The sequence below is a fragment of the Trinickia violacea genome (assembly GCF_005280735.1).
Classification (GTDB): Bacteria; Pseudomonadota; Gammaproteobacteria; order Burkholderiales; family Burkholderiaceae; genus Trinickia_A; species Trinickia_A violacea.
This window is the reverse complement of sequence record NZ_CP040078.1, coordinates 2204028-2224864: the sequence shown is the minus strand read 5'-3', so window position 1 is coordinate 2224864 and position 20837 is coordinate 2204028. Positions and strand designations below refer to the sequence as shown.

14 protein-coding genes and 2 pseudogenes are annotated in these 20837 nt (G+C 65.7%); 9 read left to right on the top strand and 7 right to left on the bottom strand.

What is annotated here, in order from left to right:
* Positions 1–53: 53 nt before the first annotated feature.
* The 3 genes from FAZ95_RS32050 to FAZ95_RS32040 all read right to left on the bottom strand — a co-directional run bounded on the left by FAZ95_RS32050 (position 54) and on the right by FAZ95_RS32040 (position 2780).
* Entirely contained in the window at positions 54–734 is a 681-nt protein-coding gene (locus FAZ95_RS32050) for a hypothetical protein (protein WP_137336428.1), read from the bottom strand.
* 253 nt (positions 735–987) lie between these two features.
* A complete protein-coding gene (locus tag FAZ95_RS32045) occupies positions 988–2079 on the bottom strand; it encodes a HAMP domain-containing sensor histidine kinase (RefSeq protein WP_137336427.1) in 1092 nt (363 codons plus the stop codon).
* Between the two features lie 14 nt (positions 2080–2093).
* Positions 2094–2780: a response regulator transcription factor gene (locus FAZ95_RS32040; protein WP_137337707.1), complete on the bottom strand. Its 687-nt coding sequence runs from the start codon at positions 2778–2780 to the stop codon at positions 2094–2096.
* Between the two features lie 174 nt (positions 2781–2954).
* On the opposite strand from FAZ95_RS32040, the gene FAZ95_RS32035 reads away from it, so the two are divergent.
* The 7 genes from FAZ95_RS32035 to FAZ95_RS32005 are packed head-to-tail and all read left to right on the top strand — an operon-like array spanning position 2955 to position 12217.
* Positions 2955–4460, top strand: coding sequence for an efflux transporter outer membrane subunit (locus tag FAZ95_RS32035; RefSeq protein ID WP_137336426.1), 1506 nt, complete (start codon positions 2955–2957; stop codon positions 4458–4460).
* Positions 4457–5605, top strand: a complete 1149-nt coding sequence (locus FAZ95_RS32030; protein WP_137336425.1) for an efflux RND transporter periplasmic adaptor subunit — start codon at positions 4457–4459, stop codon at positions 5603–5605. The genes FAZ95_RS32035 and FAZ95_RS32030 overlap by 4 nt, the downstream gene beginning before the upstream one ends.
* Positions 5602–8703, top strand: coding sequence for an efflux RND transporter permease subunit (locus FAZ95_RS32025; protein WP_137336424.1), 3102 nt, complete (start codon positions 5602–5604; stop codon positions 8701–8703). The genes FAZ95_RS32030 and FAZ95_RS32025 overlap by 4 nt, the downstream gene beginning before the upstream one ends.
* Entirely contained in the window at positions 8700–9314 is a 615-nt protein-coding gene (locus FAZ95_RS32020) for a paraquat-inducible protein A (RefSeq protein WP_137336423.1), read from the top strand. The genes FAZ95_RS32025 and FAZ95_RS32020 overlap by 4 nt, the downstream gene beginning before the upstream one ends.
* Positions 9315–9343: 29 nt before the next feature.
* Positions 9344–9934 carry a paraquat-inducible protein A gene (locus FAZ95_RS32015; protein WP_367872768.1) on the top strand — a complete coding sequence of 197 codons (591 nt, stop codon included), beginning with the start codon at positions 9344–9346 and terminating at the stop codon, positions 9932–9934.
* On the top strand, positions 9931–11577 hold the full coding sequence (locus FAZ95_RS32010) for a PqiB family protein (protein WP_137336421.1): 1647 nt from the start codon (positions 9931–9933) through the stop codon (positions 11575–11577). The genes FAZ95_RS32015 and FAZ95_RS32010 overlap by 4 nt, the downstream gene beginning before the upstream one ends.
* Before the next feature lies 1 nt (position 11578).
* Positions 11579–12217 (top strand): PqiC family protein, encoded by a 639-nt coding sequence (locus FAZ95_RS32005; protein ID WP_137336420.1) that lies wholly within the window; start codon positions 11579–11581, stop codon positions 12215–12217.
* A gap of 348 nt (positions 12218–12565) precedes the next feature.
* Here the strand turns inward: FAZ95_RS32005 and FAZ95_RS32000 are convergent, their stop codons facing one another.
* Positions 12566–13048: a hypothetical protein gene (locus FAZ95_RS32000; RefSeq protein WP_254700028.1), complete on the bottom strand. Its 483-nt coding sequence runs from the start codon at positions 13046–13048 to the stop codon at positions 12566–12568.
* Positions 13049–13907: 859 nt separating this feature from the next.
* Here FAZ95_RS32000 and FAZ95_RS31995 point away from each other — a divergent pair.
* A pseudogene (locus FAZ95_RS31995) lies at positions 13908–14078 on the top strand (alkene reductase); the annotation flags it as partial.
* A gap of 3 nt (positions 14079–14081) precedes the next feature.
* Here the strand turns inward: FAZ95_RS31995 and FAZ95_RS31990 are convergent.
* The 3 genes and pseudogenes from FAZ95_RS31990 to FAZ95_RS31980 all read right to left on the bottom strand — a co-directional run bounded on the left by FAZ95_RS31990 (position 14082) and on the right by FAZ95_RS31980 (position 19520).
* Entirely contained in the window at positions 14082–14756 is a 675-nt protein-coding gene (locus FAZ95_RS31990) for a phosphohydrolase (protein WP_137336419.1), read from the bottom strand.
* A gap of 47 nt (positions 14757–14803) precedes the next feature.
* A pseudogene (locus FAZ95_RS31985) lies at positions 14804–16507 on the bottom strand (amidohydrolase); the annotation flags it as partial.
* Positions 16508–16592: 85 nt separating this feature from the next.
* Entirely contained in the window at positions 16593–19520 is a 2928-nt protein-coding gene (locus tag FAZ95_RS31980; protein ID WP_137336417.1) for an ATP-binding protein, read from the bottom strand.
* A gap of 383 nt (positions 19521–19903) precedes the next feature.
* Here FAZ95_RS31980 and FAZ95_RS31975 point away from each other — a divergent pair, with 383 nt between their 5' ends.
* Entirely contained in the window at positions 19904–20800 is an 897-nt protein-coding gene (locus FAZ95_RS31975) for a helix-turn-helix domain-containing protein (RefSeq protein WP_137336416.1), read from the top strand.
* The last annotated feature ends 37 nt before the right edge of the window (positions 20801–20837 follow it).

Genomic DNA, 20837 nt, shown 5'->3' with positions numbered 1-20837 from the left:
TTTTGCATTTCCGTCGTTTTCTCGCCTGCCGTTGTCGGATACGCTGGAGCGCCCTATTGTTTCAAGCGAGGACGAACCTCAACCGTCGACGTGAAAGGAACCGTAAAGACAAATTCGTACCCCGTCGCCACTTTCATTGACGCTGAGACGGGAGCCCTTGATTCGCCTTTCCGGAAGATTGCAACGCGCCAGATGGATCCACTCGAGTGGCAACGGACTTCTCGAATTTCCTGCTCGATGGCAGCATCGTCGTGCATGATGCCTGGCAGAATGTGCCGGGTATACGACTCGCACCCGTCAAGCTTCACATACATGGAGGGCGTCCCATTCGCGTAGTCGTAGACAAGCGTGCCGGACTTCCCGTCAGGACTGAACGCGGTGGTTAGGCGCAAAAAACCAGCCCGATTGTCGCTCATTTCGGCCACATCGAAGACACCAGTCATCTCCGGCGTGAACGATTGAGTCGATGGTATCGCCCGCGATGGGTCGACCGCGCAACTTGCCGCCAGGCCGCAGAAGAAGACGATAGCGCTAGTGCTCCAAACGCTGCGATTTAATCTCAAAGTCTTCATAGTTCCCCGCCAATAAAGCCGTTTTATATGTTTGTTGGATGCCCCCCATTTATGGAAGCTTGGGCAGGCGTTTTCCGCCCCCACTAACCCATCATTATCGGCAGCTTCTTCCGAATCTGAAATCCGAATAACGAATTTGATCAGAACCGACGCAAAACACATTCAGTCGCCTAGTTTGACCGTTGCGACGGCTTCACGGAGTTCTAGCTGGGATACATCCAGATATGGCTCGACATGATCGTCAACGTACCGATCGAATGCCTCCAGGACGCTTGGATGTGCGAGGAACACGCACAGCACCCGACAACCATTGGCTCGCGTCTTTTTGTTTCTTTCTGCCGCCGCAGGCTTCGCAGAGCGAGCGACGCCTGGGAACCAATTTATATAGACCAACGGGACGCTCACGGCACTACGTTTATTGCAGCGGCGACTTCCCTGTCGCTGCCAACCCCGGCAACCGCGCAATCACGACGAGCCCCCCTCCCTCTCGCGGCATAGCGCGAATATCGCCGGCGTGCAGAGCTAGTGCACGCCGCGCGATCGCGAGCCCCAGGCCGGTGCCCGGCACCGCCCCCATCGCAGCATCGCGTTGATGTGGCTCAAACCGGTGAAACGGCTCAAAGATTGCCTCACAGAATTCCGCCGGTACGCCAGGACCTCTGTCGCTCACGCTAATTTCGAGCCACCCTGTCCCATCGTCTGCCGCGGCTAAGGACTCGAGCACGCGCGCGCGAACCTCGACAGTGGTGTTAGGCGCCGTGTACTTGACGGCATTGCGCACGACGTTCTCAAAAGCGCGATAGAGCGGCTCTCCAGCGACTTCCGCCACGAAGCTATCGGGCGCATCCAACGTCACCACACACCCGCGCCCCCGCGCCTCGAAGGCAGCGTCCTCCACGATGCCGGCCAGCAGTTCCATCACGTCCACGCGTTCGCGAGCCGGGTTCATCGCGCCCGCCTCCAGTTTGTGCAGCGTCAGAAGCTCCTCGATGAACTGATCCAGCCGCTCCGTTTCTCGCGCGATGCGCTCGGCCATCGCCGACGCCGATTGAGGATCTTGCTGCATGAGCCCGATCGCAGCCTGGATACGCGCCAACGGCGAGCGCAACTCGTGCGACACGTCGTGAAAGAGCTGGCGCTGCTGCATCGCCGCCTGCTGGAGACGCTCCGCCATTTCGTCGAACTCTTGCGCCAAAAACGCAAATTCGTCGCGGCGTGAACCGAGCGCGGGCAGGACGCGCACGTCGAAGCGCGCCCGCGCCGCGTCGCGCAGCGCCTGGCTGAGATGCCGCACGGGTTTGGAGATGTGCCACGCGATCCCGAACGCGACGGGCACGCTAACGGTGGCGCCCGCCAGCAATGGAATCAGGAAAATCCAGCGCGGTGCATCGGGCGGCTGAAGCCCGCTGACATGCATGTAGAAGCCCGCGCATAGAAATGCGGCCACCATGGCGAGCCAGCCCATCAAGAAAATTCGCCAGAACATACGCCCAAGCCGAAATTGCATGGTTCAGTCCGTCTTCAATCGGTGAGGAGCTGATAGCCCATGCCGCGCACGCTGACGATCCACGGCTGCCCGTCGGGGCGTTGGCCGAGCTTCTGCCGGATGCTGCTGATGTGCACGTCGATTCGACGGTCGAAGCGCGCGAGCGGCCGGCCGAACGCCTGCTGCGAGATCTCTTCCTTGCTGACGAGCCGCCCGGCGTGCCTCGCCAGAATTTCGACGAGGCTGAACTCCGTGCCGGTCAATTCGAGCGGCGTGCCTTGCCAAGTGGCGCTGCGGCTGGACGTCCAAAGCACCAGCGGTCCCGCCTGGACCGGTCCGCCGGCGCCCGCCGCTCCCGTGCCGGACGCGCGGCGCAGAATGGCCCGCAGCCGCGCGACCAGTTCGCCCGGTGTGCAAGGCTTCGGAACATAGTCGTCGGCGCCGAGGTTGAGGCCGGAGATGCGGTCGATGTCGTCGCCGCGCGCCGTCAGCATCAGCACCGGCACGCGGCTCGTTGCGCGAATGCGGCGCAGCGCGTCGATGCCCGACAGGCGCGGCATCATCACGTCGAGCACGACAATCGCAAAGCGCCCCGACAGCGCGCGGGCCACGCCGTCTTCCCCATCGTGCGCGACCTCGGCGGCAAAGCCTTCGTGGGCAAGGTATTGCACCAGCATCGCGGTCAGTTCGGCGTCGTCGTCGACGAGCAGCACCTGCGTCATGGCGGATCGATCGAGGGTCATCATGAGGCCAGTATGGCGCAGGCGGCAGCGCGCGAGAAAGCCTTTCGGGCCGAAATTTACCCAACTTAACCTCGCCATACCGCGCTGGATCATCGGCTCCGGACAATAACGCTCGTCGGCCCGAAATGGGCCAGGGAGCGTGTATTGAACCGAATGGAACCCCAGCGGAAGCCACCTCGGCGCCGCCGCGCGTGGCTCGCCGCTGCGATCGCGAGCAGTTGCCTCGCGCTGTGCGCCTGCGCATTGCAGCCGCCTTACCAGGCGCCGAAGGTGGTCGAGGCCACCGGCTGGCAGGCCGAGCTGCCGCACGGCGGCAGCGTGGACAACCTCGTCGACTGGTGGCGCCGCTTCGACGACCCAGCGGTTGCCGAACTGATCCGCACGGCCGAGACCGACAGCCCGACGCTCGCGAAGGCCGTGGCCCGCATCGACGAGGCGCGCGCCACGCTCGTCTCCAACAGCTCGGGTGCGTGGCCGTCGCTGACCGGCAGCGGGTCGGTCACGCGGGCCAAGTCCACCGCGTCGTTCGGCAATGAAGTGATGACGAGCCTGGCGACCACGCGCAGCGGCGAGCTGGACGCCTCCTGGGAACTCGATTTGTTCGGCAAGGTGCGCTCGAGCCGTGAATCGGCGCAAGCGCAGCTGCAATCGCGCATCGACGACTGGCACGGCGCACGCGTCTCGCTCGCCGCCGAGGTGGCCGACGACTACGTGCAGTACCGCGCATGCCGCCAGCTCGTGCGCGCCTATGAGGAATCGGCGGCATCGTACGCGCAGACCGAAAAAGCCACGCTCGCGGCGGTCGCCGCCGGCATGACGCCCTCCTCCGACGGCTACCTCGCGCAAGCGAACACGGCCAGCGCCAACGCGTCGGCCACGCAGCAGCGCGTCACCTGCGACGAGCTGATCAAGTCGCTCGTCGAACTCACGGGCGCCGGCGAGCCGGCGCTGCGCGCCATCGTCGATCGGCCGCAGGCGCCCGAGCTGCCGAGGCCCGCGGAGTTCCGCGTGCAGTCCGCCCCTGCCGACCTCGTGCGCCAGCGGCCCGATCTGGCGTCGTCCGAGCGCGCACTGGCCCAAGCCTATGCCTCCATCGGGCAAGCCCGTGCCGATCGTTTCCCGAGCTTGTCGCTGTCCGGCTCGATCGGTCTCTCGGCCACCAACCTGACCACGCCGATGTCGACGTGGTCGTTCGGGCCGAGCCTGTCGATTCCGTTGTTCGACGCGGGCAAGCGCAAGGCCGCCGTCGATTCGGCGCAGGCCAGCTACGACGAGCAGCTGGCTGCCTATCGCAGCTCGGTGCGCACGGCAGTCAGGGAAGTCGAGGTGGCGCTCACCGACCTCGACGGCGCCGCGCGACGCAGCGACGACGCGCAGCGCGCCGTCGAGCAATACCGCCGCTACGACAGCGCGATGGAAACCAATTGGCACACCGGCTTCGACACGCTGCTGACGCGGGAGCAGGCGCGCCGCTCGCTGACCAGCGCCGAGATCACCGATATCGAGTTGCAGCGGGACCGCGTCCTCAGCTGGATCTCACTTTACAAGGCCCTGGGCGGCGGCTGGCAAAGCAACGACGCTGCGACGCCGGTCGCCAGCGCCACGGCCACCCTATCCACCACGCCCGCCGCCGCTACCACGCAAGGAACCACACAGTGAAGCTGAGTCGTCCAAAGGCCGCCTTGGCAGCCTTCTTCATCATCGTTGCCGGAATCGCCGCCTGGCGGCTGATGCCCGGTTCCGGAGCCAGCGCCGGGACGCAGACGCCGCCCGCCGCACTGACCGTCAGCGTGGTCGAGCCGCAGTACCGCCAATGGCCCGACACCATCGAGGCCAACGGCAGCACGGCTGCCTGGCAGGAGGCGGTGATCGGCGCCGAGACCGGCAGCCTGCGCATCACCGAAGTGCTGGCCGACGTCGGCAGCGAGGTCAAGCGCGGCCAGCTGCTCGCTCGGCTCGCCGACGCCACGGCGACCGCGGACCTGCAAAAGCAGGAAGCCTCGGTCGCGCAAGCCCGCGCCAACCTGGAGCAGGCCGAGTCCGACCTGAAGCGATCGAGACAGGCCGCCGACAGCGGGGCCCTGTCCGCGCAGAAGCTCGACGAGTACCGCATCACCGCGACTGTCGACCGCGCCGTGCTGGCCTCCGCCGAGGCGGACCTGGAGAACAAGCGCATCGCCTTGTCGCAGACGCGCATCGTCGCGGTCGACGACGGCATCGTCTCATCGCGCTCGGCCTTGCTCGGCAACGTGGTGAGCACGGGCACGGAGCTGTTCCGGCTGATCCGCCAGGGACGCATCGAATGGCAGGCCGAGGTCGATGCGCAGCAATTGGCGCGCATCCATGCAGATCAGTCCGCGAGCGTGACGCTGCCGAACGGTAAGGTGGTCGACGGCAAAGTGCGATTGGTGTCGCCGACGCTGTCGACCAACACCGGCCGCGCCATCGTCTACGTCGCGCTGAACGGACACGACGCCCAGCCCGGCATGTTCGCGAGCGGCGATATCGAACTGGGCAACGTCCAGGTGCTGACGCTGCCCGAAGCGGCGCTCGTGCCCCGCGACGGCCGCACCGACGTCTACGTGCTCAATCGCGATGGCGCGACGGTCGAACGGCGCACCGTGGTCGCCGGACGCCATCGCGACGGACGCTGCGAAATCGTCTCCGGGATCACGGCCGACATGCGCGTCGTGGCGAGCGGCGGCGGCTTTCTATCGGACGGCTCGCGCGTGAAGGTGGTGGAACAGAAGGCGCTCGCCTCGCTCGCCGCGGCAAACAGCGCGGCGCAAGGAGGCGCGCTATGAACGTCTCCTCCTGGTCGATCCGCAACCCCGTACCCGCGGTGCTCTGCTTCATCCTGCTGACCGTCTTCGGCCTCCTGGGCTTCCACCGGCTCCAGGTGCAGGATTTCCCGGACATGGACCTGCCGTCAATCACGATCTCCGCCTCGCTCGAAGGCGCGGCGCCGTCGCAATTGGAGAACGAGGTGGCCCGCAAGATCGAGGACAAGCTGACCTCGCTGTCGCTGCTCGATCACGTCACGACGACCATCACCGACGGCGCGGTCAGCATCAGCGTCACCTTCAAGCTCGAAAAAGACCCGCAGGCCGCGTTGAGCGAAGTGCGCAACGCCGTGGACAGCGCGCGCGCCGACCTGCCCGCCGAGATGGCAGCCCCGACCGTATCGAAAGTCGACTCGGCCGGCTCCGCGCTCGTCACCTACACGGCGGCTTCCACGTCGATGGACGAGCAGGACCTGTCCTGGTTCGTCGACAACGACCTCTCGAAGGCGCTGCTCTCGGTCAAGGGCGTCTCCAAGGTCGAGCGGATCGGCGGCATCGACCGCGAGGTGCTGATCGACCTGAACCCGGCGACGATGGCCGGTCTCGACTTGACCGCGGAAACGGTCTCGGTCCAGCTCAAGGCCATGCAGCGCGACCGCTCGGGCGGACAGGGCGACATCGGCGGCCAGCGGCAGTCGGCGCGCACGCTGATCGGCGTAGGCACCGTGCAGGACGTGGCGGCCTTGACGATCGCCACCGGCGACGGCCGGCGCGTGCGCCTCGACCAGATCGCGCGCGTCCATGACGGCGCCGCGGACCGCACGAGCTATGCCTATCTGAACGGCAAGCCCGTCATCGGCGTGCAGATCACGCGCTCGAAGGGCAATTCGGACGTGACCGTGATGCACGACCTGCGCCGCGCCGTGGCCGCGTTCGCCGCGGCGCATCCGCAGGTGCAGCTGAGGGAAGCGAGCAGCACCGTCACGCCCATCGAAGACAACTACGAAGGCTCGATGAGCATGCTGATCGAGGGCGCGCTGCTCGCCATCGCCGTGGTCTGGTGGTTCCTGCGCGACGGCCGGGCCACGCTGGTGTCGGCGGCGGCGCTGCCTTTGTCCATCATTCCGACCTTCGGCTTCATGTACCTCGCCGGGTACACGCTGAACACGGTGACGCTGCTGGCGCTGTCGCTCGTGATCGGCATTCTCGTCGACGACGCGATCGTCGAGATCGAGAACATCGAGCGCCATCTGCGCATGGGCAAGTCTCCGTTTCAGGCCGCGATGGAAGCCGCCGACGAAATCGGCCTCGCGGTGATCGCCACCACCTTCACGCTGGTGGCGGTGTTCCTGCCGACGGCATTCATGGCGGGCATTCCGGGGCTGATCTTCCGGCAGTTCGGGGTGACCGCGTCGGTGGCCGTGCTGATCTCGCTCTTGGTCGCGCGCCTGCTCACGCCGATGATGGCCGCTTACCTGATGAAGGCGGCCAGCCACGTCGATCACGACGGCCCGCTGATGAAGCGCTATCTGGGCTGGGTGCGGGCCTGCCTCGGCAAGCGGAGCCGCACCATGGCGGTAGTCGGCCTGTTCCTGCTGGTCTCCTTTGCGGCGATCGGCGCGCTGAAGACCGGCTTCCTGCCGTCGCAGGACAAGTCGCAGACCCAGGTCAAGCTCGAGCAGGCACCGGGCAGCACGCTCGAAGCGAGCCGCGCCACTGCCCTTCGCGCCGACACGCTGATCGGCAGCTTGCCCGAGGTGAAGGGCGTCTTCGCCTCGGTCGGAAGCGCCGGCGGCGGCAGCGATCCGATAGGCGGCAGCAGCAGCACCTCCGATGTGCGCAGCTCGACGCTGATCGTCGACCTGGTCCCGCGCAGCGCGCGCAGCTTGAAGCAATCGCAGGTGGAAGACGCGATTCGCGCGCAACTGCGCGACCTGCCCGGCGTGCGCGTATCGGTGAACAACGGCGGCAACGGCGAAAAGCTGCAAATCACGCTGGCCGGCAGCGATACGGCTTCGCTCGACGCCTCGGCGGCCGAACTGGAAAAGCAGTTGCGCACGCTGCACGGCATCGGCAACGTCACGTCGAGCGCGGCGCTGCAGCGCCCCGAAGTGCAGTTCCGGATCGACCCGGCGCGCGCCGCCGCCCTCGGCGTGACGGCCGAGGCCGCCGCCGACGCCGTGCGCATCGGCACCTACGGCGACTACTCGACATCGTTGCCCAAGCTCAATCTTCCCGATCGGCAGGTTGCCATTCGTGCCCGTCTCGATCCGGCGCTGCGTCAGGATCTCGATGCCATTGGCCAGCTGCGCGTCGCCGGCACGCACGGAAGCGTGACGCTGGCCTCGGTGGGCACGCTCTCGATCGGCAGCGGACCGTCGCAGATCGACCGGATGGATCGCGATCGCAACATCACGCTCTCGGTCGAGCTGAACGGACGCACGCTCGGCGAAGTCAACCAGGAAGCGCATCGGCTGCCGGCGCTCCGGCATCTGCCCGCCAGCGTGCGCGAGGTGCAGCAAGGCGAGGTGCAGCACATGGGCGAGCTGTTCGACAGCTTCGGCCTCGCCATGGCGATCGGCATCTTCTGCGTGTACGCGGTGCTCGTGGTCCTGTTCCACGATTTCCTGCAGCCGGCCACGATCCTCTGCGCGTTGCCGTTGTCGATCGGCGGGGCCCTGTTCTCGCTGCTGGTCGCCCGCATGAGCTTCTCGATGCCGGCGCTGATCGGCCTCTTGATGCTGATGGGCATCGTGACCAAGAATTCGATCCTGCTCGTCGAGTATGCCGTCGTCGCGCGGCACGAACGCGGCCTGGGCCGGATGGAGGCGTTGATGGACGCCTGCCACAAACGGGCTCGCCCGATCCTGATGACGACCATCGCCATGGGCGCCGGCATGCTGCCGAACGCGCTCGGCCTCGGGGCGGACCCGAGCTTCCGCCAGCCGATGGCGATCGTCGTGATCGGCGGCTTGCTCGCCTCCACGTTGCTGAGCCTGATCGTGATTCCGGTGATCTTCACTTACGTGGACGATCTGGAACGGTGGTTGCGCCGCCGGTTCAGGCACGCCACGGGGGTGCGGGAAGCCGCTTTAGCGAAGGATACGGCCGCGCCATGAAAACCTTCCCACATCTCATCGTGTGCCGCGATTGCGACACGGTCTACCGGCGCCCTCGCCTCGCAGCCGGCGAAACGGCGCGCTGCGAAACCTGCGAGGCCACGCTGCATGGCGCGAACCGAGCGGACATCGACGGGTGGCTCGCGCTGACGGCGGCCGCGGCCATCGTCTTTGCGATCGCCAATGTCTGTCCGCTGATCCTGATCGATCTGCACGGCCTGCACAGCGAAGCGACGCTTTGGCAGTCCGTCGTGGCGCTGGCGCACGGCGCTTCGGCGCCCATGGCGTTGCCGGCGGCAATGTTCATCATCGTCGTGCCCTTCTTGCAGATCGCGCTTCTCGCATGGGTGCTCGCTTACGCGCGCGCCGGCCGCAAGGCCCCCGGGTTCGCCGCGGCGATCAGGCTGCTCGCCGCGTTGCAGCCGTGGAGCATGGTCGAGGTGGCGCTGCTCGGCGTCCTCGTGTCGATCGTCAAGCTCTCGGGCTATCTGAGCGTCGCGCCGGGCGTCGGGGTCTGGGCCGTTGCGGCGTTGATGGTCCTCATCACGCTGATCGCCCGTCGCGACGTCCAGCAACTGTGGGACCTGGCAGAGCGCGGCGGGCAAGCATGAATCCACACCCCCGCGCCCATGAGCTCGGCGTGCTCGGCTGCCACGCATGCGGTCTCGTCAGCGAGGCATCGGACGGCAGCCATGCCGATGCGCGATGCCCGCGCTGCGGCGCCCCGCTGCATCGCCGCCGGCCCGGCAGCATCGAGCGCGCCTTCGCGTTCCTGCTGGCCGGAATCATTTTCTACATCCCCGCCAACACCATGCCGGTGATGTACACCGTCATGCTGAACCGCGGCAGCGACAGCACCATCCTGCAAGGCGTCCTCGCGTTCTGGGCGCATGGCGCCTATGGGATCGCCTTCGTGATCTTCGTCGCGAGCGTGGCTGTGCCCTGCGCGAAGTTCCTGATCCTCGGCCTGCTGCTGTTCACGGCCCGGCGCGGCAGCCCCTGGGCGCGCCGCGAACGCGCGAGGCTCCATCGCCTCGTCGAGCTCGTCGGCTATTGGTCGATGCTCGACGTCCTCGTGGTGGCCCTCGTCGCCGCACTCGTCAAGTTCCGGACCTTCGCCGTCGTGGAGCCGCGCCCCGGCATTCTCTTTTTCGGCGGCATGGTGATCCTGACCATGCTCTCGGCCATGCAATTCGATCCTCGTCTGACCTGGGACAGCAAAAAGACATGAGCGACCTCCCCGAACCACAGCCCGAGCCGGGCTTGCCCGCGGTGATCCGGCGTCGGCGGCGCGTTTCTCCGGTCTGGCTGGTGCCGATGGTTGCCGCGCTGATCGGGCTGTCGCTGCTGCTCCACGCGTGGCTGTCGGCCGGGCCGACGATATCGATCGCCTTCCAGAGCGCGACAGGCCTCGAAGCGGGCAAAACGCAGGTGAAGTACAAGGACGTGGCGATCGGGACCGTGACCTCCATCGCCCTGAGCGAGGACGGCTCGCACGTGATCGCGGCCGTCGCGCTGAACAAGAGCGCGCAGAGCGTGGCGCGCGCCGATACGCGCTTCTGGGTCGTGCGCCCGCGCATCGGATTGGGCGGCGTGTCGGGCATCGACACACTGCTTTCCGGCGCCTACATCGGCGTGGACAAGGGCACGTCGCAGCGCCCGGGCCGGGTGTTCACGGGGCTGGAGACGCCACCAACGGTGATCAATGGAATGCCCGGCAAGAGCTTCGCGATCCACGCCGACGATCTCGGCTCCCTCGATATCGGCTCGCCGGTCTACTTTCACCGCATCCAGGTCGGCCGCGTCGCATCGTACCGGCTCGATGCCGCCGGTCGCGGCATCGACCTCGAGGTGTTCGTCGACGCGCCCTACGACCGCTTCGTCACGAGCGGCACGCGCTTCTGGAACGCGAGCGGCGTCGACGTGTCGCTCGGCGCCGACGGGCTGAAGCTCAACACCCAGTCGCTGGCCACCGTCATCGCGGGCGGCGTCGCGTTCGCCACACCAGTCGGCGGCGGTCAGCAACCCGCCGCCAGCCAGACCCGCTACGAGCTGGCAAAGGACGAGCAAGCCGCGATGGCCCCGCCGGATGGTCCCGGCCAGTACATAAGGTTGCACTTCGAACAGTCTCTGCGCGGTCTCACGGTAGGTGCGCCGGTGGAGTTCTCCGGACTGAACATCGGCCGAGTGGTGTCGCTGCATCTCGATTACGACGCGGCTAAACATCGTTTCCCGTCGGTCGTCGACATCGTGGTGTATCCGAGCCGCTTGGGGAAACCGCCTGAACAGTTACCGAAGTACAGCGGCGACGCCGAGCAACAGGCGGCCCAGTTTATAGCCGGCTTGGTCCAGCACGGCCTGCGTGCCCAGGCGCGCTCGGGGAACCTGCTCACGGGCCAGCTCTACATTTCGCTGGAATTCGTGCCCAATGCGCCGGCAGCCACTTTCGACATCGCTGCGCGCCCGCTGACGCTTCCCACCGTGAGCGGAGGCTTCGAACACATGCAGGACCAGATCGCCAGCATCGTCGCCAAGGTCGAGAAAATGCCGCTCGATTCCATTGGCCGCCACCTCGACACTGCATTGGCGGATCTGGACGAAACGCTGCGGCAGGTCAACGGACAGGTAATGCCCGCCGCAACGCAAACCCTCCGGCAAACCAACCAGACACTTGGGGCGGTACAGGGCGCATTCGCCGCCGACGCACCCTTGCAGCAAAACCTTCAGCAATCGCTCCAGGAGGTGCAGCGCACCGCCACTTCGCTGCGTACCCTCATTGACCTGCTCGGCCGTCATCCCGACGCCCTGCTGCGTGGCACGCCGAGTGATGCGCCTCCCATCTCGAACGCCAATGCGGCATCAAAGGGAAACTGACATGAATGCCCTTTTCCGCCTGGGCCCGGTTGCACTGTTGCTGGGTCTCGCTGCCTGCGCGTCCGAGCCGGTCCACTACTACACACTGCTTGCACCATCGGCACGGGAAACATCGCCGCAACCGCCCGCAGACTTTCTGATCGACGTCCTGCCGGTTGGCGTTCCGTCCCACCTGGATCAGGCTCAATGGGTGGTGCGGCAAGGCACGACCGGCGTGACCACGCTCGACCGCGAACGCTGGGCAAGCCCGCTCGGTGACGAAGTGCGCAGTGCCCTATCCGCCGAGCTGACCCGGCGGCTTGGAACGCAAGACATAGCGGGGCTGCCCCAGCCGTCCGGCAAGCCCGTTCTGAGGATCAAGCTTCAGATTCGCCGCCTCGACGCCTGGCCCGGAGAGCGAGTCCAACTGGACGCCAACTGGAGTCTGGGCTTCGCAGGAGACGCCGCAGATAGCCGGCTACTGTGCCACGGCCATTTCGATGAGCCTGCCAACGGCAGTTACGCCGAGCTAGTGAAAGCGCAACAGCACGCAATTGCAGCGCTGACTGCGCGGATCGATACCGATGCGCGCGAGTGGGCGCGTTCGAACAACGTGAACTGCTCTCCGGAGCGTGGCGTTGAGCATGAGGCGCAACGTTGAGCGCCAGAGCGCGCTACTGGACTTCCGATATCCGGCTCAAAGCCGATTGCCGTGTTTTATCGCGTGACGGTTTCCCAATCCCGCAGTCACCATTGAAACGATCAGAGGAGGCTTTCATGCCCACATCCCTGTTAAACATCCTGAAGCTCGCCGTCGTGGTCGCCGTGTCGTCGTTGCTGCTGACCGCTTGCGTGCCGCCCCCACCGGGGCCTCCTCCTCCGCCGGCTCCTCCTCCCGGGCCGCCGTTGGCACCCCTGCCACCCGGAGCGCTTGTCCTGGCACCGAACTAAAGCGCGGTTCAATTTACGTTTGACGGGAGACAGGATGCGGCGACCACGGACGGGCAGGCTATCTGTCGACCGCCTCGAACGTCCGCTCGCCCAGCTTCTGTGCAACGGCCTCGATGCCACGGAAAGGTACGCGGTAGTGGTACTCCAGCGGCATCTGTTTTCCATCGATCAATGCGTCTGCCTTGATCTCATCTTTCAGCAGGAGCGAGACCGGTGGCACGAGCAAGGAAACGACCAAAATAGCCGAGCGCTCTGCAATACCGCGTTCTGTGTAGTCCTTAATGGTCAGTGTCACCTTCGTGTCACCGGCGATCGGTACGCCAGCTTTGGCCGCTGCCGCAGCGTAGCCGTTATGGATCGCCTCCGGAACGGTCGGGCGCACCTGACAGCTCCCGCAATCGATCACTATCGAAATATCGGGCACGCTCTTTGGTTGAGCCCTTGAGGCACTTGCGGCCGTTGAGCCTTCGGTCGTGCATCCAGCCAGGAGCGAACCGGCTGACATTAATCCCAGCCCTATGAGTCGAGTGAAGTCATTCATGATCTTGCCGTTGGTATGGGTGATTGCCCGGGAAAGTATCGGTAAACACGCGCTGAAAATGTCCCGCTATTCAGCTCATCGAATAGGCTCACACTGGAAAACAATATGAGTCATCCGATCTTCCTTCGTAGAACGTATGTTTTCGCTCACTCATCTGCCGTTTTCTCGCCCCTAAGGAGAAGTGTCGTGTTAACAGTTTTTTTCGTAGTCGCACCGATTGCGATTCTCGGTCTGTTCGGGGTTGCAGCAAAGATCGATCCGAAGACCGGACATTGGCGAGCGCGTAGCCGGCTCACTTGGAATCTGGCAATGTCCGATCCCGATCGCGTGCGTTGAGAGGGATGCGACCGGCGGTCTGCGAGACAGTCGCCGGTATTCGCTGATCAGCGGTCACGCAACGTGATCCGCTTCAACCCGTGCCTGACGGGATAGGGAACGAATCGACCCATTGCGCAACCAGCGCACCGACCCCTGCGCCCAGTATCGCCGCGCATACCACTACCACTATGTAGCTGAGCGCCAGACGTATGATCCAGCGCACCAGTGAAAAATCGCGCGATTTGCTCATCCCGGCGTCTTGTCCATTGTGATCGGACATCGTAGATGCACTCGCCGTTTATCGCGGTCAGGCAACGTTAAGGTGAGTAAAAATCGGCGCAACCCAGCCGCGCCGACTATGCGTGAAATATCCCGCCAGGGTTGAGTGCTTCGTCGCGACGTTAAGAACGCTTAACCACCCGCTTAAAGATTTTTCAGCTCCTCTGTGCCACGCTCGATCGCGCATGCAATGCAAGACGGCGCGAAGAAAAATCGCGCGTCGCCGCAGCGTCTCGCGAAACCTCATCGAACCATGAAAGCGAATGCTGATCTCATCGCGTTCGCGCGCGCGTACATCGCGAATCCGGATCTCGTCGAGCGCGTCGCGAGGAATGCACCGCTCGCCGCGCCGCTATCGGTGGGCTGGTATGGCGGCGACCATGCGGGCTACGTCGACTATCCGCGCCACGACGAAACGAGCCTGGCTAGCTGATCGCTACTCATCGTGCCAAGCGGCGCCCAGCACCAGTCCGCAGAAATTCGACCGTTGGAAATCGGGGTCGGCGCGCTCGAGCACGTCCGCGCTCCACGTGCCGAAGGTCGACCGCGGCCGGTGTGCGACGCCGCGCGCGATGGCTTCCAGCATGGCTTGCCGGAAGCCGCTGACGCGCGGATAAGCGGCAAGCAGCGCGTCACGCTCGGCCGCTGTGTACGCGTCGAGATCCGTCGCCATCAGGTCCGTCGATACGGCCGACGCCAGCACGCCCGCGAGCGGCGAGATGCGGGCGGGCACGCCGGGCGTCGTATGCAGTGCGACCGCGCGCCAGACCTCGTCCCGCATGCCTTCGGGTGCGCGATGGCGCGACAGGTGCGCACTCGCGGCATCCGCGCTGTCGAGTTCGTATCGCGCGCTCGACCGGCAATACGCGGCGCTCAATCCCATGTTCGCGTACATCGCGGCGACATACAGCGCGTCGGCGTCGCATGCGTAGTCTGCCCGGCGCGCGGCGAGCGACGCGAGCACGAACACCCGGCTCGCGTGATCGACGACGACCCGCGGCAACGACGCGCGCGCCGCGTCGGCGGCGTCGATTGCGACGGGCGTGCGCGGGATGCGCACGCCCGCCACTTCATCCTTGTCTGCCGGTGAGCTCCGGTACGCAAGGTTCATCTGCTCTCCTTCCATCCTGCTTAAGACACCCTGTTCAGGCTGTTGACGCCGAATTCGGCGACGGGCGACCACGAGGGGCCGACGGGCAAGTCGGCCGGTGCGAGCGGGCTGAACTCCTCGTCGGCATACACGACCTCGCCGTCGACGACGGTCAGCACCGAGGCCAGGGTTTTGATTCGATCTTCGTCGACGGAGAAGTAGTCGCCGGTCAGCACGGCGAAGTCCGCATACCGGCCGGGCACCAGCGCGCCCTTGCAGTCCTCCTCGCCCGAGAACCAGGCGCTGCCCACCGTGTAGCGGCGCAGCGCTTCCATGCGGTCGAGCCGGTTGTGCTCGGGGTACAGGAGCGTGCCGCCCACCGTGCGGCCCGACACCATCCAGTACAGCGACACGAACGGGTTGTAGCTCGCCACGCGCGTCGCGTCGGTGCCCGCGCCCACGGGCAGTCCCGCCGCGAGCATGGCCCGGATCGGCGGCGTGCGGGCCGCGGCTTCGGCGCCGTAGCGCGCGATGAAGTATTCGCCCTGGTAGGCCATCCGGTGCTGCACGGCGACGCCGCCGCCGAGCGCCGCGACGCGCGCGATGTTCGCTTCGGAGATCGTCTCGCAATGGTCGAAAAACCAGCGCAGTCCGTTGAATGGAATCTCGCGGTTCACGGCCTCGAATACGTCGAGGAAGCGGTCGACCGATTCGTCATAGGTGGCGTGCAGGCGGAACGGCCAGCGGTTCTGCACGAGCAGCCGGATCACGGCTGTCAGCTCTGCTTCGAGCGCGGCCGGCAGATCGGGGCGCGGCTCCAGAAAATCCTCGAAGTCCGCGGCGGAAAACACCAGCCTCTCGCCGGCGCCGTTCACGCGGAGAAATGCGTCGCCGTCGCCGGGCTTCGTCAGCTTCACCCACTTCGCAAAGTCGTCGAGCTCCTGCTTCGCGTTCTGCGCGAACAGGTTGTACGCGATGCGGATCGTCAGCTCGCCGCGCTTCGCGAGATCCATGATGACCGCGTAGTCATCCGGGTAGGCATGATCGTCGCCACCCGCGTCGATCGCGCTCGTCACGCCGAGACGATTCAGCTCCCGCATGAAGTGGCGCGTCGAGTTCATTTGGTCGTCGTAGCCGAGCTTCGGTCCCTTTGCGAGCGTCGCGTACAGGATCGCGGCGTTCGGGCGCGCGATCAGCATGCCCGTCAGCCTGCCGTGACGATCGCGCTGGATCTCGCCGCCGGGCGGGTTCGGCGAATCGCGGTCGTAGCCGGCTGCGCGCAGCGCGGCCGCGTTCAGCAGTGCGCTGTCGTACAGGTGCAGAACGAACACGGGCGTGTCGGGTGCGATCTCGTTGAGCTCGGCGACCGTGGGGCCGCGCTTTTCCGCGAACTGGAATTCGGTCCAGCCCCCCACGACGCGCACCCACTGGGGCGCGGGCGTGCGCGCCACCTGACGGCGCAGCATGTCGAGCGCCTCGGCGAGCGACGGCACGCCGTCCCAGCGCAGTTCCATATTGAAGTTCAACCCGCCGCGAATCACGGGCAAATGCGAATCGTTGAGGCCCGGAATCACGGTGCGGCCGTTCAAGTCGATGCGCCGCGTGTCGTCGCTCGCGTGCCGCGTGACCTCCCCGTCGCTGCCGCTCGCGAGAATCCGGCCGCCCGCGACCGCGAGCGCTGTGACGAAGGATCGCTGGTCATCCTGTGTTGCGATCTTGCCGTTGTAGACGACGAGCTCCGCGGTTCGCGCAGATTCGCCCGTCTTACGCATCGACACGACTCCTGCTCACGTCCGTTGACGATACGCGGACCATCGAACACTCCCTTGGATATCGAAAAAAGCCTCGGCGAGGCGCTCACGCCACTTGCCGCGCCACGTAGTCCCACGCGGGCGCCGCGTCGGCGGTCGACTCGAACCGCACGTGCCGCTGGCGCGCCGGCGGCGTGTCATCCGCGCGAACGAAGCTCCTGAGACGAACCAGACGGCGAATGTCCGACGCGCGCGACTGAAGATCGAAGCGCCCGGACAGATTCGCGATCATCGACGACGCCTGGCCGCCCCGTCCCCGCTCGATCAGATGGTCGGCAAGATCGAGCGTCGCGCGCAGCGCCCACATGCCGGCCCCCTGCTCATTCGCGATATCGATCGCGGCGTGCAGATGGCGGCGCCCTTCCGCTTCATACCCGACGGCCAGGTCCGCGGCGGCGTTGCGCGCCTGCTCGAGCATCGCCAGCCCCTTTGCGCGCAGCAGTTCCGGCACGAACAGATGCTCGCCGCAGGCCCGGCAGCGGGCGAGCGTGGTATCGAGTTTCTCGCGCGCCTCGGCTGCCCGTCCGGTTCGCACGAGTCCTTCCGCGTACGCCACGATCAACGGCGCGAGCAGGCGCTGGAATCCGCTCGCCTCGACGCGCCGCAGCGCGGGTTCCAGCCTGGCGAGACCGGCGCCGGGGTGCCCGGCCTGGATATCGAACTGCCCCGCCAGGCATTCCGCATGGCTGCGCCAGATGTCGAACCCGTTCGCGTCGGCCACGGAGCGCATCGTCTCCAGGTAATCGGATATCGCATCATGGTCGCCGTAGCGCAGCGCGATCGGCACGACGGCGGCGCCGAGCACGACACACAGCGCCAGTCCGGACCTGTCCCGCCGCGCGAATTCGATCGCCTGCGCAGCGAGCCGCATCGCATGCTCCGGCTCGCCCTGGATCCACACGAGCCGCGTGAGCATCGTGCGCCCTAGCGACGCTGCATCGAGCGCGAACGCAGTCACCGTGCGCGCCATCTCGCCGGCATCGGCGAGCGCCGACGTTGCCGCTTCGAATCGCTCGCGCGCCTGTGCATGTTCGCCAAAATAATGGAGGGATGTCGCGACCATCGTCGTCGCGAGCAGCCGTTGCGATCGCTCGCCACGGCGCTCGGCCGCCCGCTCGAAGCGCGTCGCGTAGCGCAGCGACTCGTGAACGTCGGACATCGCAAGCATCGTGTTCCACTGTCCGGTGAGCGCGTATTCCTCGAGCTCGACATGGCCAGCATCCCGCGCCAGCCCGAGCGTCCGGTCCCACATCGCGGCCGCCGCGTGCACATCGCCGGTGGTATGCAGCAGCGCCGTGGCATAGGCGGCGCGCAACTGCATTTCGCTTTCCGCGTCGACGGTGCCCGGCGGCCCCGCATCGATGGTGTCGAGCGCCTGTTTCGCGTGCGCGCAGTATTCGCTCATCCTCGACGGCTTCTGCAACTCGAGCGCGAGCGCGCTGGCGCGCGACGCCTGCTGTGCCTGATTCGCGCCGGCCCGCGGTTCGCCCGCATTGTCTGCCATCGACTGAAGGTCCGGAATCCCTTCGTTCGCCATGCTCGACGCCCTTGCTTCCGCCTGCTCGCGCTCATAGCGTGCGTAGCGCGCGGCGACGCGTTCGAGCTCGCCCTCGCTGCGCAGCTTTTCCAGTGCATACGCGCGGGTGGATTCGGTCAGCCGGTATTGCGCGTTGGAGCCGCTGAACTCGACGGTCAGCAGCGACTTCGCGACGAGCTCGCCCAGGCCGGCGATCATGTCGGCGATCGATGCGCCGGGCTCCTGCGCGACTGCGTGCGCGGCGTCGAACGTGAACGGGCCGATGAAGCATCCCATCCGGCGAAACAGCAACCGTGCAGCGGGGTCCAGCAGCACGTAGCTCCAGTCGAAGGTTGCCCGCAGGGCCTGATGGCGCGGCAGCGCGGAGCGCAAGCCGCCGGTCAGCAGGTTCAGGCGATCGTCGAGACGCGATGCGACACCGTCGATGCCGAGCGTCGCGACGCGCGCGGCCGCGAGTTCGATCGCCAGCGGAAGACCGTCGAGGCGGCGGCAGATGTCGCCGATCAGCTTCAGGCCGCTTGCGTCGATCGCGCAGTCGGGCGTCGCCGCACGCGTCCGGCACAGGAACAGCTCGGCGGCGGAACTGCCGGCGATCTGCTCGGCGGACGCATCGCCGTCGGGCACGGTGAGCGGGTTGACGCGAAATACGGACTCGGCCGAGATATGAAGCGGCTCGCGGCTGGTCACGAGCACGCGCAGCGTATCGGCACGCGTCGCGAGCGTCTCCACGAGGCTCGCGATCAGGTCGACGACATGCTCGGCGTTATCGAGCACGAGCAGGCAGCTCGATGCGGCAGCCGCTTCGGCGATGGCGTCGATGGAGAGCGCCTCGTCGTGCGTCTGTCCCAGTGCGTCGGCCAACGCGCGCAGCACGTCGTCGCGTGCCGACGCGCGCGCAAGCTCGACAAAATGAACGCGCTTTCGCGCTTGGCTCTCCAGGTCGTGCGCGACCTGAAGAGCGAGGCTCGTCTTGCCGATCCCGCCGGCGCCGACGAGCGTGACGACCGGCGTCCGGTCGATCATGTCGATGATGTGCGCGATTTCGGCCTGCCGCCCGATGAGCGGCGCCGAATGCGAACGCGGGCGGTCGGCGGGCAACGGCGCCTCGCTCGCCTCCGGCGCGAGACGGGTAGAAAGCGGGCTGATAAGGGGAGCGGCGACCAGCGCGTAACCCCTGCCCGGTACGGTCTTGATCAGATCCCGGCTCGCGCCGAGCATCTTGCGCAACGTTGCGATGTGCACCTGGAGCCGGTTTTCCTCGACGATCAGGCCCGGCCATACGGCGTCCATGATGTCGTCCTTCGACACGATGGCGCCATGCGCGCGATGCAGCACTTCAAGAATATCGAACGCGCGTGCGCCGATGCGCAGCGGCTCGCCTTGGGCGCGAATGTCCCGCTGCTCGAAGTCCACCGTCAATATGCCGATCTGGATCATGGCTGTCTCCAGCTACCCTTGATGACCACCATGTGAACGCAGCAAGTTCACCGGGCCGAAAGTCGGCATCCGGCTCCCTGCACAGACCGGACGCGCATCTCAAAATTTGGGCAGAGTGTAAACAAGATATAAACGAGCGGTCTTGAAGAAAAATGCGCTGTTTACGTGCGGCGTCGCGGTGAAATCGGTTCCATCTTGCGCCGCAGCAGTCCCGAATCGCATGCCGGTGCTAGCGATGCGGTGTGTCTGTGCGGAGTGCCGCCCTTCGAGCAATTGTGCGGTTGTTGAGCGGAATTTCATTCCCATTAACTTGCAGGTATCATCTGCTGTAATTATTCGAAATAGATTTTCGCGTCTCGAGCGCCCCACAAGGATCTGGTGTTATGCCCTCTTCCCTTATCGTGCCTGCCGCCGCGCCGCTGCCGAAAGACGGGCTCGGATGCGCGTCGAGCCTATTAAGTAAGGATATTGAGCGGGAAGCCGGAGGCGTCACGCTTCATCGCAAATGCATGCGAGGCGAGCATTTCGAGCGCATCGCGATGCCTGCCTGCGAGCGCGGCTTTCTGATCGGCATTTCGCTGAATGGCGGACATCGGCGCACGATATATCGGGGCGCAAAACAAATAGAAAGACTATTCGAGCACAATTCGATTTATATCCGCGATTTCTCAGAGGATTTCCATGCGGATCTTTACGGCAATTTCGATTTAGTGCTGGTGGAATTGTCGCGCGCGTATCTCGATCGGCTCGGCGACGAACACGACATGACGATCCGAGGCCTGACCTGCGCGGCTGACACGCACGATCCGATACTCGGCCGTCTCGCGCAGTCAGTGGCCGACAACCTGGATGCGCAAGGGACGCTCAATACCCTTTTCGTCGACCAGATGGGTCTCGCTATCGGCTCGCATCTGGCGCGCCACTACGGCAATGGTTCCGAGCGCGATCTTCGTCGCAAGGGCATGCTGTCGCACGCGAGCGCGGCGCGCGCCAAGGAACTGCTGATGGAAAGCGTGCCGATCGCGGAAGTCGCGAGCGAGTGCGACCTGTCGCGCGGTTATTTCATCCGTGCGTTCACACGGACCACGGGCCGCACGCCGCACCAATGGCTGCTCGAGCACCGCGTCACGCAGGCGCGGCAGTTGATCGAAGCGACCGACATGACGCTCACGGAAATCGCGGTCGCTTGCGGATTCGCGGACCAGAGCCACCTGAACCGCATGTTCGTCAAATACTTCGGCCGCGCGCCCGGCGCCTGGCGACGCGGGCTGTCCCGCTGACCGTGTGAGCCGTTCAGGATAATTCAGATCGAAGCTG